Source organism: Mycolicibacterium sediminis, from assembly GCF_010731735.1.
Taxonomy (GTDB): domain Bacteria; phylum Actinomycetota; class Actinomycetes; order Mycobacteriales; family Mycobacteriaceae; genus Mycobacterium; species Mycobacterium sediminis.
Genome location: NZ_AP022588.1, coordinates 526,344 through 540,308, shown reverse-complemented (window position 1 = coordinate 540,308; position 13,965 = coordinate 526,344). Strand labels below are relative to the sequence as shown.

Genomic DNA, 13,965 nt, shown 5'->3' with positions numbered 1-13,965 from the left:
GCGGTCGACGGCAAGCTGGGCCTGCCGGACCTGCGGATGGATCCCGCCGTGCTGGCGCACCAGGCGGTCGTCGCCGAGGAGGGCGGCAACCCGCAACTCGCCGAGAACTTCCTGCGCGCAGCCGAACTCGCGATCCTCGACGACGAGGACGTGATGGCGCTCTACGAGGCGCTGCGGCCGCACCGCTCGACGGCGACCCAACTCGACGACCTGCGCGCGTCGCTGGAGGCCCGCGGTGCGTCGCGCTGCGCCGCCCTGGTCGCCCAGGCGGCGGTGGTCTACGCGCGGCGGGGTCTGCTGCGTTGACGGTGACGGTGGCGGGCATCGACGTCGGCAACCACACCACCGAACTCGTCCTGGCCCGGGTGGCCGACGGCACGGTCACGCCGCTCGGCCATGCGCACGCGCCGACACGTGGGCGCAAGGGATCCCACGAGTCGCTGCTGGGTGCTGCGGCACTGCTGCGGAGGGCCGAGGCCGACGCGGACGTCCACGTGGACGAATGCCTGCTGTCGGCACTGCGGCCGGTCGACACGGCGACCGCACCGCTGCCCCGGGCGACGTCACCGCGATCGCCGGTGCGGAATCTTCGCAGGCCCGACGCCAGCACCCCGGCGGGCACCGGCTTCGGGGTGGGCCGCCACGTCCCGCTGGCCGGTCTCGACGGCACCGCCCCCGACGGCCCGGTGGTCGTATCGGTCGACGCGACAATCGACTTCGAGGTGGCGGCCGCGGCCATCACGTCGGCGGTCACCGCCGGGTGGCAGGTGGTCGGGGTGATCGCCGCGCAGGACGACGCGGTGCTGATCCGCAACCGGATACCCGTCGCGATCCCGGTGGTCGACGAGGCCGACGTGGACGTCGACCCCGGTGCCGTGGTCGCGGTGGAGGTGGTCGAGGAGGGTCGCGCCTACCGGGCGATGGCGGACCCGATCGCCCTGTCGGCCGCGCTCGGCATCGACCCCGCCGGCATCCACGACGTCGCCGAGTTCTGCCGCGAACTGTCCGACGCGTCGGCGATCGCGGTGACCCGGCGCACCGGTCCGCCACCGGTGCCCGCGGTGGACGACGACTACGTCGACTGCACCATCGACGGCGTCGGCCGGCGCTACACGCCGTCCCAGGCGCACGCGGTACTGCGGCTGGCGCCACCGGGTTGCGCCACCCACCTGCGGCTGCGCGCCGTCCCGTCGGCCGAGCACGGGCTCGCCGTGGAGGATGCGTTCTTCACCGACCTCGGCACCCTCGACGACGGCGCCTGGTTGCGCCGCGGGGTGGCCGACGCCCACGGCACCGTCGTGGCGATGCTGGCCGCCGACGAGGTGTCCGACGCGGCGGAGACCCTCGCGGCGCTCACCGGCCGGCCGACTCGCACGCTGGCCACCGAGCCTCGCGCCGCGGCCGAGGGCGCCCGCACCACGCCGGGTCTGCCGCCCGACTCGATGGTGTGCGACATCGGCGGCGGCACGGTTGATCTGATCGGTGCCGACCGCACGGTGGTCGCGGCGGGGGCGGGCGAGACCATCACGGTGGCGGTCGCACGCGTGCTCGGCATCCCGCGTGCGCTCGCCGAGCAGGTGAAGCGGACGCCCGCGGTACGGGTGGAGGGTCCGCACGTCGCCCACGAGGAGGACGGTCGACGGGTCTTCCTGGACTACCCCGCACCGTCGGATGCGATCGGCCGACTCTGCACGCGCGGCAGCGCCGGGCTGGTGCCGTTCTCGAACCGACTGGCCGCCGAGGAGTGGCGCAGCCTGCGGCTGGCGATCAAGCGGGAGACCATCGCCGCCAACATCGCCCGCTGTCTGCGTGCGTTCGACGAGCCATCCGCCGCGCTGGTATTGGCCGGCGGCGGCGCGCTCGACGACGAGCTGCTGCGGTCGGTCGCCGAGGCGCTTCGCGGTGTGCCGGTCGCGGTGGGGAGGGCGAACGTCGACGGCGTGCACGGCCCGCGTTTCGCGGTGGCCAGCGGGCTGGTGCACCTGTACGCCGCGGGCTCGATGCCCCGAGTGTGAATCGGACGACGTGACACGCGCTGGATGCGTCGCAGATTTCACACTGGACGGCTAACGCCGCTGACCGAGCCCCGGGACGATGTCGTCGAGGTCGAAGTCCGCCGGCTCCTCGAGTTGGGCGTAGGTGCACGATCGCGCCTCGCGGTCGGGGCGCCACCGGTTGAACTGCGGGAGGTGGCGGAAGCGTCCGCCCTCCATGTGGTCGTAGCGCACCTCGACGACGCGCTCCGGTCGCAGCGGCACGAACGACAGGTCCTTGCCGGCGTTCCAGCGTGAGCCCGCGCCGCGCGGGGTCGCCTCCTGCACGTGCCCGCCCCAGTTCCAGGGATGGTCGTCGAACGGCACGACGAGCGACTGCAGTTCGGTGAACAGCGTCTTGCGCGTGGCCATGGGGAAGGCGCCGATGACGCCCACCGACGCCAGAGTCCCGTTCTCGTCGTACAACCCGAGCATCAGCGAGCCCACCGCGTCGGCGCCAGACTTGTGCACGCGGTATCCGGCTACCACGCAGTCGGCGGTACGAGCGTGCTTGATCTTGAACATGATTCGCTTGTCGGACTGATACGGGATGGTGAACGGCTTGGCGATGATCCCGTCGAGGCCGGCGCCCTCGAAGTCGTCGAACCACCGCTGCGCGACGGCGAGGTCGGTCGTCGTCGGGGTGACGTGAAAGCTGGTGCCCGTCTCGCCCATCGCGTCGACGAGTGCGGCGCGACGGTCGGCGAACGGCCGTGCGGTGTAGTCGTCGTCGCCGAGCGCCAGCAGGTCGAAGGCGATGAATGCCGCAGGTGTCTTCTCCGCGAGCATCCGTACCCGCGACGCGGCGGGGTGCATTCGCAACTGCAGCGCGTCGAAGTCCAGGCCGCGCGCGCCGGTCACGACGATCTCGCCGTCGACGACGCAGCGCTCGGGCAGCTCCCGGAGTGCGGCGGCGACCAGTTCCGGGAAGTAGCGCGTCAGCGGCCGCTCGTTGCGGCTGCCGAACTCGACCTCGTCGCCGTCGCGGAAGCAGATCGACCGGAACCCGTCCCACTTCGGCTCGTAGGACGCGCCGGGCGGGATCGTGGGCACCGACTTCGCGAGCATCGGCGACACCGGGGGCATGACGGGAAGGTGCACCGGCCCATTGTCGCGCTTGCCCGTCAGCCCGTGACGTCGCGGCCGATGAGTTGGCGGGCCACGATCCACTGCTGGAGTTCGTTGGCGCCCTCGAAGATCTCCAGGATCTTCGCGTCGCGGTACATCTCCTCGAGCCGGACGGACTCGCCGGTCTCGGCGACCTGCCGGGCGAAACCAAGCGCGCCATGGATCTGGATGGCCTCGCGCGTCACGTCGTTGGCCAACCGTGTTCCGTACGCCTTCGCCATCGCCGCCTCAGGCTCCGCGCTGCGGTCGCCGCGATCGAGCAGCGTGGCTGCCTTTTGATAGAGCATGCGGGCGCACTCGATCTCGGTGGCGCGCTGGGCCATCGTGAACTGCCAGTGCTGCATCGCGCCGAGTGGACCGCCGAAGACGTGACGCGTACGCAGCCGGTGGACCGCGAGATCCAGCGCCGCCTGCGCCACGCCGACGCCCGCCGCCCCGATGCCGATGCGTCCGCGGACCAGCGCGGACAACGCCACGCCGAGGCCGCCACCGGCCGGTCCGAGCAGGTTCCCGTGGGGGACGAAGACGTCGTCGAACACGATGTCGGCGGTGACCTGACCGCGGTGGCCCATCTTCAGGTCCGGTGCACCGATGCGCACGCCCGGCGAGGACAGGTCCACCAGCAGCATCGTCGCCCTGTTGCTACCCGCGCCGGCCCGGACCAGCACCGAGACCCAGCCCGCCACGATGCTGTTGGTGATCCAGCGCTTCCGCCCGTTGACCACGAAGCCGCCAGGGGTCTCCTCGGCAACGGTCTGCATGCGTTCCGCCGTGAGGTCCGAACTGGTGTCCGGCTCGGTGGTGGCGAAGGAGAAGGCCGTTCGCCCGCTGATCAGCTCCGGGATCAGGTGCCTGCGCAGCTCGTCGGAGGCGTAGGTCAGCGTCTGGGGGACCAGGATGCACTGGCCGTCGTACACCCCGGCCATCGACGACGACTGGTAGGCGATCTCCTCGGTGACGGTGCAGGTGCCGAGCATCGGATGGCCTAGTCCGCGACCGAATTCGGCGTCGAAGGGGACGGCGAACATGCCCTCGGCGGCGAGGCCGCGAAACGCCTCCCACGGGAAGCTGTCGATCGATTCCTCCCGCTGACCGATGTCCCGGGCATGGGGGGCGAGCCGCGTGGCCACGGCGGCGCGGGCCTCGGCGCGGAGTTCGACGATCTCGTCGGGGAGCCACACGTCGTGGGTCATGTGGTCCTGGGTGCGCGGGACCGACTGGGTCACCGGTGGCGCTTCGCGTGTCGGCACGGATCCTCCTCGGGGCGGTGACCCGAAGCCTAACAGTCAGCCTTGACCGTTAGTGGTGACGTCGAGCATCCGGCACGCCACCGAACGCCACATCGGCAGGTGCGGATCCGAGTCGGGTTCGCGGTCGACGATCGAATAGGTGAGGGCCACCCCGCGCATGCTGCTGAACAGCAGCTCCCGGAGGTCGTCGAACCCCGGATGGCTGCTGTGCACCGGCCCGAACATCGTGGCGACGACGTGCACGATCGCCCGGCCCAGCCGACGTTCGGACGCCGCCAGCTGCTCTCGCAGATCCGCGTCGGTGCGCGCCGCCGACCAGAGGTCCATCGCGGCCCAGAAGTACGGCTGGCGAAAGGTCCGCCACAGGAGATCGACCGCGTGAGTGACGCGTTCGGCCGCAGCTGGATGGAGGTCGTCGGCCCGCTCGAACCACCGCTCCATGTCGGCTATCCGCTCGTCGGCCAGGTGTTGCGCGGCGGCGACGAGCAGTGCGTCGCGTGACGGGAAGTGGTGCAGGAGCCGACCACGGCTCACGTTCGCCCGCTCCTGTATCGCAACGGTCGTCGTGTTGCGATAGCCGCGCTCCACGAGCAGTTCGACGGCGGCGTCGAGGATGAGGGATCGACTGTTCGCCCGCCGGCTCGCCTGCGATCGGACCGATGTCGCCGATTCCGTCATGACCGAAGGTTAGCGCGGCGGCGGACGGGAACGGTCACTCCTGACCGTTCCCAAGCAGATGAACGCCCGTCTATGCCGCAAGCCCCAGGTCGACGGCGGTGGCAAACGCGTCGTCGACGAGCACGACCGTGCGGTCCGGGCCGTCGAGGATCGACGCGGCGATCGATGCGCGGTAGCCCGATCCACAATGCACCCACACCTCGCCGAGCGGAATCTCTCCCAGGTGCGCGAGCAACTCGTGCAGCGGGATGTTGACCGCTCCGGGAACCGAGCGCTTGGCGAATTCGTGGCTCTGCCGGACGTCGAGGAGCGTCGCCTCGGCGGGCAGGGGCGAGCCGGCCAGTTCGGCGAAGTCGCTGACGCGGTAGGACCGAAGGGGACGTCCTGCCGAGAGGTCGTCGATCGGCCCCACGGCCGCTCCCCGCACGTCGTCGATGCCGATCCGCACCAGTTCCCGACGCGCGTCGTCGATGGCGGTGTGGTCGTCGGCGATCAGGGTCAGCGGCGCACCCCACCGATAGAGCCACCCGAGATAGGTGACGAACGAGCCGGACAGTTCGAACCCGAACGTGCCCGCCAGGTGGCCGGCGGCGAAGGCGGTTCGGGTGCGGAGGTCGACGACCCACTCACCGGCGTCGATCCGCTGTCGCAGTTCTGCGGGATCGACGGGTTCCGGCGTCGTGAGGTCGACGGGCGACGGGCCTGCCGCGTTGATCACGCCCATGTGCGCGTAGTACGCGGGGTACGCCGACAGACCGGCGATGAGGTCGGCGACGTAGGTGCTCTCGTCGGAGGTGAGCGCCGGGTTGTCCTGTCGCGCAGCGCCTATCGTCGAGGAGTCGCCGGTCGCCGGCGTCGCCGAGCAGAAGCTGCCGAAACCGTGAGTGGGGTAGACCTCCGCCTCGTCGGGCAGTTCGGCCGCAAGGCGCCGCACCGAGTGGAACTGTGCGTGCGTCAGCTCTTCGGTGTCCTCGGCGCTGATCAGGTCGGTCCGCCCGGTGGTGCCGTGCAGCATGGAACCGCCGGTGAAGACCGCGGAGGGGGAGTCGCCGCCGACACGTAGGGCGTAGCTGACGTGATGATGGGTGTGGCCCGGCGTGTGCAGCACCTCGAAGCGCATAGCCCCGGCCTCGACCACGTCGCCGTCGTGGGCGGGTCGGCGGTCGTAGGCCACGTCGTCGCCGGCGGGCACCACGTACTGCGCGCCGACGGTCCGCGCGAGTTCGAGACCGCCCGTGACGTAGTCGTTGTGGACGTGCGTCTCGAGCACGTGGGTGATGGTGACGTCACGGTCCGTCGCCAGCTCGAGCACGCGGTCGATGTCGCGCTGCGGGTCGATGACGACGGCCACTCCGTCGTGGTCGACGAGGTAGCTCCGATCTCCGAGGCTCGACGTCTCGATGATGGAGATGTTCATGGGCATGTCCCTTCGTGAGGTGTGTGGACGATCAATGCAGGACGGTGTCGGTGACGACGTAGGCCGCCACGGCGAGCACCAGGTAGGCGAACCACCGCTGTAGTCGCCGCGTGTCGAGCAGGTTGCCGAGCCGGCCCGCGATCAGGGATCCGACCACGGCGGCGCCGACGAATGCCGCGGTGGTCCCCCAGTCGATGGCATCGCCTCCCAGATGGGAGATGATGCCGGCCAACGAGTTCGCCACGATGACGAGAAGCGACGTCCCGATCGCGACGGGCATCTGGACGCCGAGCAGCAGGACGAGGACCGGGACGATGAGGAATCCGCCGCCGACTCCGAAGAGTCCGGTGAGCAGGCCCACCGCCAGCCCCGCAGGAATGGAACGTGGTGCGCAGCGACGCCAGTCGATACCGGAGTTGCCTATCTTGCAGGCAGTTCCGACGTCTCCGCCGTCCATCAGCATGCGGACGCCGGCCGCAATCATGACCATTGCGAAGCCGGTCAGGACGACGTCCTGGGGCAGTTGGCGGCCGATCGCAGTCCCGAGGACGGTCGCGGGAATGCCCACGGCTGCGAACACCCCGGCGAGCCGCCACTGCACGTGTCCGGAGGCGATCTTCGGTAGGGCCCCCACGGCGGAGGCGGCGGCAATCACGATGAGCGACATCGGGATCGCGTGCTCGAGCGGAATGCCGAGCACGTAGACCAGGGCAGGCACCGCCAGGATGGAACCACCGCCACCGAGCAGGCCCAGGAAGGTGCCGATGACCGCACCGAGGGCGAGCGTGATGGCCAGTGTCATCGCTTGCCCGTCAGGCCAGCGCGAGGAAGAGCTTCTCCAACTCCGCCTCCGTCAGGGGAGCCTGATTGCCGTCGGCGTCACCGGCCAGGCATTGACGGAGGCCGGTCGCCACGATCTTGAAGCCCGCCCTGTCCAGCGCCTTGGACACCGCGGCCAACTGCGTGACGACGTCCTTGCAGTCGCGACCCTGCTCGATCATCGTGATGACCCCCGCGAGCTGGCCGTGCGCCCTGCGCAATCGGTTGAGCACCAGGGCCATGCTGTCGTCGTCTCCGACCATGAACTGCCTCCTCGATACCGGTGGGGGTATGTGACCACTGATGCCAACATACCCCTAGGGGTATCGATCCGTCGAGTTGGTCAGATGGCCCAGGGCGCCGTCGACACACGCCGCTGCAGCTCGAGGGCCGTGATGGCGACGGTTTCGCGCAGCCAGACGTGCCGTGCGTCGTTGTCCAGCACCGGGTGCCACGCCATGAGGTAGTTCAGCGTCTCGATCTCGCGCGGTGCGCGCAGGACGCGGGTCGCGGCGTGGTCTACCTGTGTGTCGACGAGCAGGGATGGCAGCGTGACGACGAGGTCCGTGCCGGCCACGGCGGCGAGAGCCGCGGCGTGGAACGGCAAGGTCAGTGGTGTACGCCGGGCGACCCCCAGTGCGGCGAGCGTCAGGTCGACCGCCGGCTGTTGCCCGGTGTCGATGTCGATCGCCACGTGCCTGCACCCGAGGTAGTCATCCAGGTCGAGACCGTCCGCATCGGCCGACGGGTGACTGCGATCGACGACGCAGACGAAGCGCTCGGTGAACAGTCGGGACACCTTGAGACCCGGTGGGTCGAGCCCGCCGAAGAAGACGAGATCCAGTTCGCCGGCGTCGATCTGGTCGAAGACGCCGGCGTGCCAGTGGCGGAACCGGAGGCTCGACGTGGGCGACGCGTCTCGCACGCGTCGGTGCAGCGGCGGTGCGAGAACCGTCGCGATGTAGTCACTGGCGGCCACGTGGACGTCGAGCGCCTCGCGCCCGGGCTCGAACCCATCATCGGCGAACATGGCGTCGAGCTGGGGGACCACCGCGGCCAACTGGGCACGGATGCGATGCGCACGCGGCGTCAGGCGGTACTCGTTGTCGGTACGCACCAGCAGCTCGTCGGCGAGCACGCGGCGCAGACGCTGCAGCGCGCGGCTCATCGCAGGCTGACTGATCCCGACCCGCGAGGCCGCGCGAGAGATCTGTCGCTCGTCGAGCAGCGCGACGAGCGACGGCAACAGGTTCAGGTCGACCCGGCTGATATTCATCGGATGCATGACGCGGAGTGTAGGCATCCTGGCGTCATCGCCGCTGCGACTGGGCAAACTGCCGTTCGCAACACACAAGGTGTTCCCCTAAGCATGCGCCACACGCATGTCGACCATTCAAATCATGCACGTGACACCACCCCGGCGGCGCGGCACGATCGGAGACATGGCGGCCGAACGGTCGGATCACGGAAGGCGGCAACGATGACATCGAACGGCAAGGTCATCCTCATCACCGGCGCGTCGAGCGGCTTCGGCTGGATGACCGCCGAAGCCCTGGCGCGCGCTGGGCACACGGTCTACGCCTCGATGCGACACACCGCCGGCCGCAACGCGCCGCGGGTCACCGCAGCGAGGGAACTCGCCGAACGCGACGGGATCGACCTGCGCACGCTCGACATGGACGTCCAGGACCAGGAGTCCGTCGACGCGGCCGTCGGACGCCTGATCGACGACGCCGGACGCCTCGACGTGTTGATCCACAACGCCGGGCACATGGTGTACGGACCGGCTGAGGCGTTCACCCCCGAGCAGGTGGCCTCCCTCTACGACGTCAACGTCGTTGGTACGCAACGGGTCAACCGAGCGGCGCTGCCGCACCTGCGGCGGTTGGACGAGAGCCTGCTGCTGTGGGTGTCGAGCAGTAGCTGCGCCGGCGGCACCCCGCCCTATCTCGGACCGTACTTCGCGGCCAAGGCGGCGATGGACGCCCTCGCCGTCAGCTACGCCCGCGAGCTGGCGCGGTGGGGTGTCGAGACGTCCATCGTCGTGCCTGGCGCATTCACCTCCGGGACCAATCACTTCGAGCATGCGATGGCACCGGCCGACCAGCGCGTCGTCGACGACTACGAGGACGGACCGTACCGAGGTTTCGGACCGCAGGTGCAGGAGGCGTTCGACGCCATCGTCCCCGACGACGCGGATCCGAGCACGGTGGCCGAAGCCATCGTCGACGTCGTCGACATGCCGTTCGGCAGCAGGCCCTTTCGGGTCCACGTCGATCCCAGCCGGGACGGTGCCGACGTCGGCTTCGCGGTCCAGGACCGGCTCAAGGCCGAGATGCTGCACCGGGTCGGCCTGTCCGATCTGCTGACCCCCACCCACACCACTACCTGAGAAGGACACGACGCATGAGGATCTCCGGAAACACCATCTTCATCCCCGGGTCGACGAGCGGCATCGGTCTCGCTCTCGCACTCGCGCTACGGGCCAAGGGCAACACCGTCATCATCGGCGGTCGGCGCAAGCAGCTACTGGACGACATCACCGCCGAGCATCCCGAGTTGGGGGCCGTCCAGATCGACGTGTCGGATCCGGCCAGCATCTCGGCCGCCGCCGAGAAGGTGATCGCCGACTACCGGGACCTCAACGTCCTGATCGGGATGGCGGGGATCATGCAGATCGAGGACTGGCACCGGCCGGAGTCGTTCCTCGAGTCCGCCGAATCAGTCGTCACCACCAACGTGCTCGGTCCCATTCGCCTGATCGCGGCGTTCGTCGAGCACCTTCGGACGCGCAGCGAGGCCACCATCGTCACCGTGTCGTCCGGACTGGGTTTCGCCCCGCTCAAGGTGACGCCGAGCTACAACGGGTCCAAGGCGTTCGTGCACATGCTCACCGAGTCACTGCGCCTTCAGTTGGCCGACACCTCGATCGAACTCAAGGAACTGGTGCCCCCGTCGGTCGCCACCGATCTGATCCCCGGGCAGCGGGACAGCTCGTTCGCGATGCCCTTGGAGGAGTTCGTCGGCGAGGTGGTCGACATCCTGGAGAACGATCCCGACGCCAAGGAGATCCTGGTCGACCGGGTGAAGTTCCTGCGGTACGGCGAGGCGCGCGGTGACTACGACGACGTGGTCGCCACGCTCAACGACTCCGACCCCCACGCCGGGGACTAGCCCGAGGTCTGCTTCGTCTCCCGTTCGGTCGCGTGGTCCTCGATCGCCTTGCCGATGGCGTGGGCCGCCCGGTCCATGAAGTCGGTGCCGCTGGCCAGCACCCAGTCGCGGGACGCGTTCGGTCCCGCGAGCTGGCCGGTGAATCGCGGCATCACGTACTGGGCGAACAACTCGTAGCTGCGCAGCTTCGCCGCGGGTGGCGCCCAGTCGTGATCGAAGAGCAGGAACGCCCCGAACCCGCCATTGCTCGCCTCGACCAATTCCTCGATCTTGGCCACCGCGTCCTCGGGCGTCCCGATCACCGCGAAGCCGGACTGCTGGTTGTTGGCCAGGATCTCCTCGACGGTGTCGCCCTGCACCGGGCCGGCGGGGAGCAGATGCTTGAAGTACGTCGAGAACTCGACGATGCCGTGTTCGACGTCGCGCTCGGCCTGTTCGCGGGTTTCTGCGAGGTGCATCGGGCCGACGAGGCGCCACTTCGAACGGTCGGCGACGTGGCCGTTTTCGTGTGCGACCTCCTCCCACGTCTGCCAGTGCTGAGCCAGCAGGTCCATGCCCTGCCGCGCCGTCGCCGCGATCGAGAGCATGCCGACGCCGTGCTTGCCGGCACCTCGAGGGCCGGTGGGGGAGAACGAGGCCGCCACCGCGATGTCGAAGCACGGATCGCTGTATGGCCGGAGTTGCAGCCGGGCGTCCTGCAGCGTGAAACCGTCGGTGTGCATGGTGACCGTTTCGCCACGCAGCAGGCGGATGATCGCGTCCAGGCACTGTTCCATCCGCGGCCGCTGCTGGTCGGCGGGGATGCCCAGCATGTGCGCGTCGGAGGTGAGTTGGCCCGGTCCGCAGCCGAGCATCACCCGTCCGCGCGTGAGGTGGTCCAGCAGCACCATGCGATCGGCCAGCATCAGCGGCTGGTGATAGGGCAGTGAACTCACGCCCGTACCGAGCTTGATGTGCTTCGTGCGTTCGGCGGCGACGCCGATGAAGACCTCGGGCGAGGCGATGATCTCGAAGCCCGCCGAGTGGTGCTCGCCGACCCACGCCTCGTGGAACCCGAGGCGGTCCATCGCCACGATGAGGTCGAGATCCCGCTCGATGGCGAGCGTCGGGTTCTGTCCGGTCGGGTGGAACGGTGCCATGAAGTTGCCGAAGCGCATGGGTCGGAGTCCTTCTCCTGGGGCCTGCCACGGTATTACACGGGCGCTCGCGTCGGAGGGACATCGAGTACGAGCCGATCGCGACCGCGCGATGAGTTTCGCCAACGCGGGTAGTCCTAGTCGGCGACTTGCAACCCGACGCGAGAACGATGAACCAGGATGGACGCCGTGGACCTTCCCGTACAGCCTCCCGTCGAGCCCATGCTCGCCAAGGCCGTGGCCACGGTGCCCGCCGAACCCGGCACCTGGTCCTACGAACCGAAGTGGGACGGCTTCCGCGCGGTGGTTTTCCGCGACGGCGACGAGGTCATGGTCCAGTCCCGCAGCGGGAAGGACCTCGGCCGCTACTTTCCCGAGTTGCTGGTGTCCCTGCGCGACGAACTCGCCCCGCGCTGCGTGGTCGACGGTGAGGTCGTCGTTCCGCGTGAGGTCGATGGACGCACCCGGCTGGACTGGGAGTCGCTGAGCCAGCGCATCCATCCCGCGGAGTCACGCGTGCGCAAGCTGTCGGAGGAGACGCCGGCGCACTTCATCGGCTTCGACGTCCTCGCCGAAGGGGATCGCGCGCTGCTCGCCGAGCCGTTTCGCGCGCGGCGGGAGGCGCTGTCGGACGTGGTGCACCCGAAGGCGTTCTGCCACGTGACCCGAACCACCGAGGACGCCGAGCAGGGCACGCTGTGGCTCACCACCTTCGAGGGCGCTGGACTCGACGGCGTCATCGCCAAGCGCCTTGACGGGAAGTACCTGCCCGGCAAGCGTGACATGGTCAAGGTGAAGCACGCCCGCGACGCCGACTGCGTGGTGATGGGCTACCGGATCCACAAGAGCGGCGAGGGACTGGGATCGGTCCTGCTCGGTCTGTACCGCGACGACGGCGAGTTGCAGATGGTCGGCGGCGCAGCGTCTTTCACGGCGAAGGACCGGATCAAGCTGCTGGCCGAGCTGGAGCCCCTGCGCGAGGGTGATCGGGTCAACGACGGCGAACCGTCGCGCTGGAACTCCGCGGCCGACAAGCGGTGGATCCCCGTGCGGCCGGAACGGGTGTGCGAGGTGGCCTACGACCAGATGGAGGGGCGGGGTAACGACCAGCGGTTCCGCCACGCCGTGAAGTTCGTCAGGTGGCGCCCCGACCGTGAGGCGTCGAGCTGCGCGTTCGACCAGCTCGACGTCCCCCTGAAGTACGACCTCTCCGACGTCCTGGAAGGCCAGTGATGCCCACTCCCGCAACAGAGATCGACGTCGACGGGGTCATGGTGCGACTGACCAACCCGGACAAGCCGTACTTCCCGAAGTTGGGTGCCGCGGGCACCAAGGGCAAGCTCGTCGACTACTACCTGGCGGTCGCGGAACCCATGGTGCGGCTGCTCCGTGACAGACCCGTTCACCTGCAACGCTTTCCGGACGGCATCGACGGCGAGGAGGTCTACCAGAAGCGGGTCCCGGTCAAGCATCCCGACTACCTCGAGACGTGCACGGTCACGTTCCCGTCGGGCCGCACCGCCGACGCGCTCAAGGTCACCCATCCGTCGGCCATCGCATGGGCCGCGCAGATGGGCACCGTCACCCTGCACCCGTGGCAAGTGCGCTGCCCCGACACCGAACATCCCGACGAACTGCGCATCGACCTGGACCCGCAGCCGGGCACGGGCTTTGCGCAGGCGCGCGAGATCGCCGTGGACGTGCTCAAGCCGCTGCTCGACGAACTCGGCATCGCGGGATATCCGAAGACCTCGGGTGGACGCGGCGTGCACGTCTTCATCCGGATCGCCCCCGAGTGGGACTTCGTCGAGGTGCGTCGGGCAGGCATCGCGCTGGCTCGCGAGGTCGAACGTCGTGCACCCGATGCCGTCACGACGTCGTGGTGGAAGGAGGAGCGGGGAGAGCGGTTGTTCGTGGACTACAACCAGAACGCCCGCGACCGGACGTTCGCGTCGGCGTACTCGCCGCGCCGCACCGAGATCGCCACCGTGTCGACGCCGCTGTCGTGGTCAGAACTGGCCACCGCCGACCCCGACGACTACACGATCGTCACCGTCCCCGACTTCCTCGCGGGACGCGACGACCCGTGGGCCGAGATCGACTCCCACGCGCACTCGCTGTCACCGTTGCTGGAGATGGTTCGTGCCGACGAGGAGCGTGGGCTCGCCGACCTGCCGTACCCGCCCAGTTACCCGAAGATGCCGGGCGAGCCGCCGCGCGTGCAGCCGAGCAAGAAGGTTGCAGCGAACTGGGACGAGGCGGGGGAGAAGCGCTGAGCCGTGCCTCTCGGTGGGGACTTTCCCGACGTCGGGTGCGCAGTCCTCGCATCG

The 13,965-nt window shown here is 69.3% G+C and carries 14 protein-coding genes; 6 read left to right on the top strand and 8 right to left on the bottom strand.

Going from position 1 to position 13,965, the window contains the following annotated elements; genetic code table 11:
* Nucleotides 1-36 precede the first annotated feature (36 nt).
* Nucleotides 37-306 carry a diol dehydratase small subunit gene (locus G6N64_RS02705; RefSeq protein WP_246231179.1) on the top strand — a complete coding sequence of 90 codons (270 nt, stop codon included), beginning with the start codon at nucleotides 37-39 and terminating at the stop codon, nucleotides 304-306.
* A complete protein-coding gene (locus G6N64_RS02700) occupies nucleotides 303-2,015 on the top strand; it encodes a diol dehydratase reactivase ATPase-like domain-containing protein (RefSeq protein ID WP_163795491.1) in 1,713 nt (570 codons plus the stop codon). Before G6N64_RS02705 ends, G6N64_RS02700 begins: the two co-directional genes overlap by 4 nt.
* 51 nt (nucleotides 2,016-2,066) lie before the next feature.
* On the opposite strand, the gene G6N64_RS02695 is transcribed toward G6N64_RS02700, so the two are convergent.
* The 7 genes from G6N64_RS02695 to G6N64_RS02665 all read right to left on the bottom strand — a co-directional run bounded on the left by G6N64_RS02695 (nucleotide 2,067) and on the right by G6N64_RS02665 (nucleotide 8,610).
* Entirely contained in the window at nucleotides 2,067-3,134 is a 1,068-nt protein-coding gene (locus tag G6N64_RS02695; protein ID WP_197748318.1) for an ATP-dependent DNA ligase, read from the bottom strand.
* 23 nt (nucleotides 3,135-3,157) lie between these two features.
* On the bottom strand, nucleotides 3,158-4,354 hold the full coding sequence (locus tag G6N64_RS02690; protein ID WP_163801387.1) for an acyl-CoA dehydrogenase family protein: 1,197 nt from the start codon (nucleotides 4,352-4,354) through the stop codon (nucleotides 3,158-3,160).
* 93 nt (nucleotides 4,355-4,447) lie between these two features.
* Nucleotides 4,448-5,089 (bottom strand): TetR/AcrR family transcriptional regulator, encoded by a 642-nt coding sequence (locus G6N64_RS02685; protein ID WP_163795490.1) that lies wholly within the window; start codon nucleotides 5,087-5,089, stop codon nucleotides 4,448-4,450.
* A 70-nt stretch (nucleotides 5,090-5,159) separates the two neighbouring features.
* Nucleotides 5,160-6,506 (bottom strand): MBL fold metallo-hydrolase, encoded by a 1,347-nt coding sequence (locus G6N64_RS02680; RefSeq protein WP_163795489.1) that lies wholly within the window; start codon nucleotides 6,504-6,506, stop codon nucleotides 5,160-5,162.
* A 31-nt stretch (nucleotides 6,507-6,537) separates the two neighbouring features.
* Nucleotides 6,538-7,308, bottom strand: a complete 771-nt coding sequence (locus G6N64_RS02675) for a sulfite exporter TauE/SafE family protein (protein ID WP_163795488.1) — start codon at nucleotides 7,306-7,308, stop codon at nucleotides 6,538-6,540.
* Between the two features lie 10 nt (nucleotides 7,309-7,318).
* Nucleotides 7,319-7,588, bottom strand: coding sequence for a metal-sensitive transcriptional regulator (locus G6N64_RS02670; RefSeq protein ID WP_163795487.1), 270 nt, complete (start codon nucleotides 7,586-7,588; stop codon nucleotides 7,319-7,321).
* 80 nt (nucleotides 7,589-7,668) lie between these two features.
* Nucleotides 7,669-8,610, bottom strand: coding sequence for a LysR family transcriptional regulator (locus G6N64_RS02665; RefSeq protein ID WP_163795486.1), 942 nt, complete (start codon nucleotides 8,608-8,610; stop codon nucleotides 7,669-7,671).
* Nucleotides 8,611-8,805: 195 nt separating this feature from the next.
* Here G6N64_RS02665 and G6N64_RS02660 point away from each other — a divergent pair, with 195 nt between their 5' ends.
* Together G6N64_RS02660 and G6N64_RS02655 are read left to right on the top strand one after the other, a co-directional pair.
* Entirely contained in the window at nucleotides 8,806-9,717 is a 912-nt protein-coding gene (locus G6N64_RS02660) for an SDR family NAD(P)-dependent oxidoreductase (protein ID WP_163795485.1), read from the top strand.
* A gap of 14 nt (nucleotides 9,718-9,731) precedes the next feature.
* Nucleotides 9,732-10,499: an SDR family oxidoreductase gene (locus tag G6N64_RS02655; RefSeq protein WP_163795484.1), complete on the top strand. Its 768-nt coding sequence runs from the start codon at nucleotides 9,732-9,734 to the stop codon at nucleotides 10,497-10,499.
* On the opposite strand, the gene G6N64_RS02650 is transcribed toward G6N64_RS02655, so the two are convergent.
* Nucleotides 10,496-11,656, bottom strand: coding sequence for an LLM class flavin-dependent oxidoreductase (locus G6N64_RS02650; protein ID WP_163795483.1), 1,161 nt, complete (start codon nucleotides 11,654-11,656; stop codon nucleotides 10,496-10,498). The genes G6N64_RS02655 and G6N64_RS02650 overlap by 4 nt on opposite strands.
* A 159-nt stretch (nucleotides 11,657-11,815) precedes the next feature.
* Here G6N64_RS02650 and G6N64_RS02645 point away from each other — a divergent pair, with 159 nt between their 5' ends.
* Together G6N64_RS02645 and ligD are read left to right on the top strand one after the other, a co-directional pair.
* Entirely contained in the window at nucleotides 11,816-12,868 is a 1,053-nt protein-coding gene (locus G6N64_RS02645) for an ATP-dependent DNA ligase (protein ID WP_163795482.1), read from the top strand.
* Nucleotides 12,868-13,911: a non-homologous end-joining DNA ligase gene (gene ligD, locus G6N64_RS02640; RefSeq protein ID WP_163795481.1), complete on the top strand. Its 1,044-nt coding sequence runs from the start codon at nucleotides 12,868-12,870 to the stop codon at nucleotides 13,909-13,911. The genes G6N64_RS02645 and ligD overlap by 1 nt, the downstream gene beginning before the upstream one ends.
* The last annotated feature ends 54 nt before the right edge of the window (nucleotides 13,912-13,965 follow it).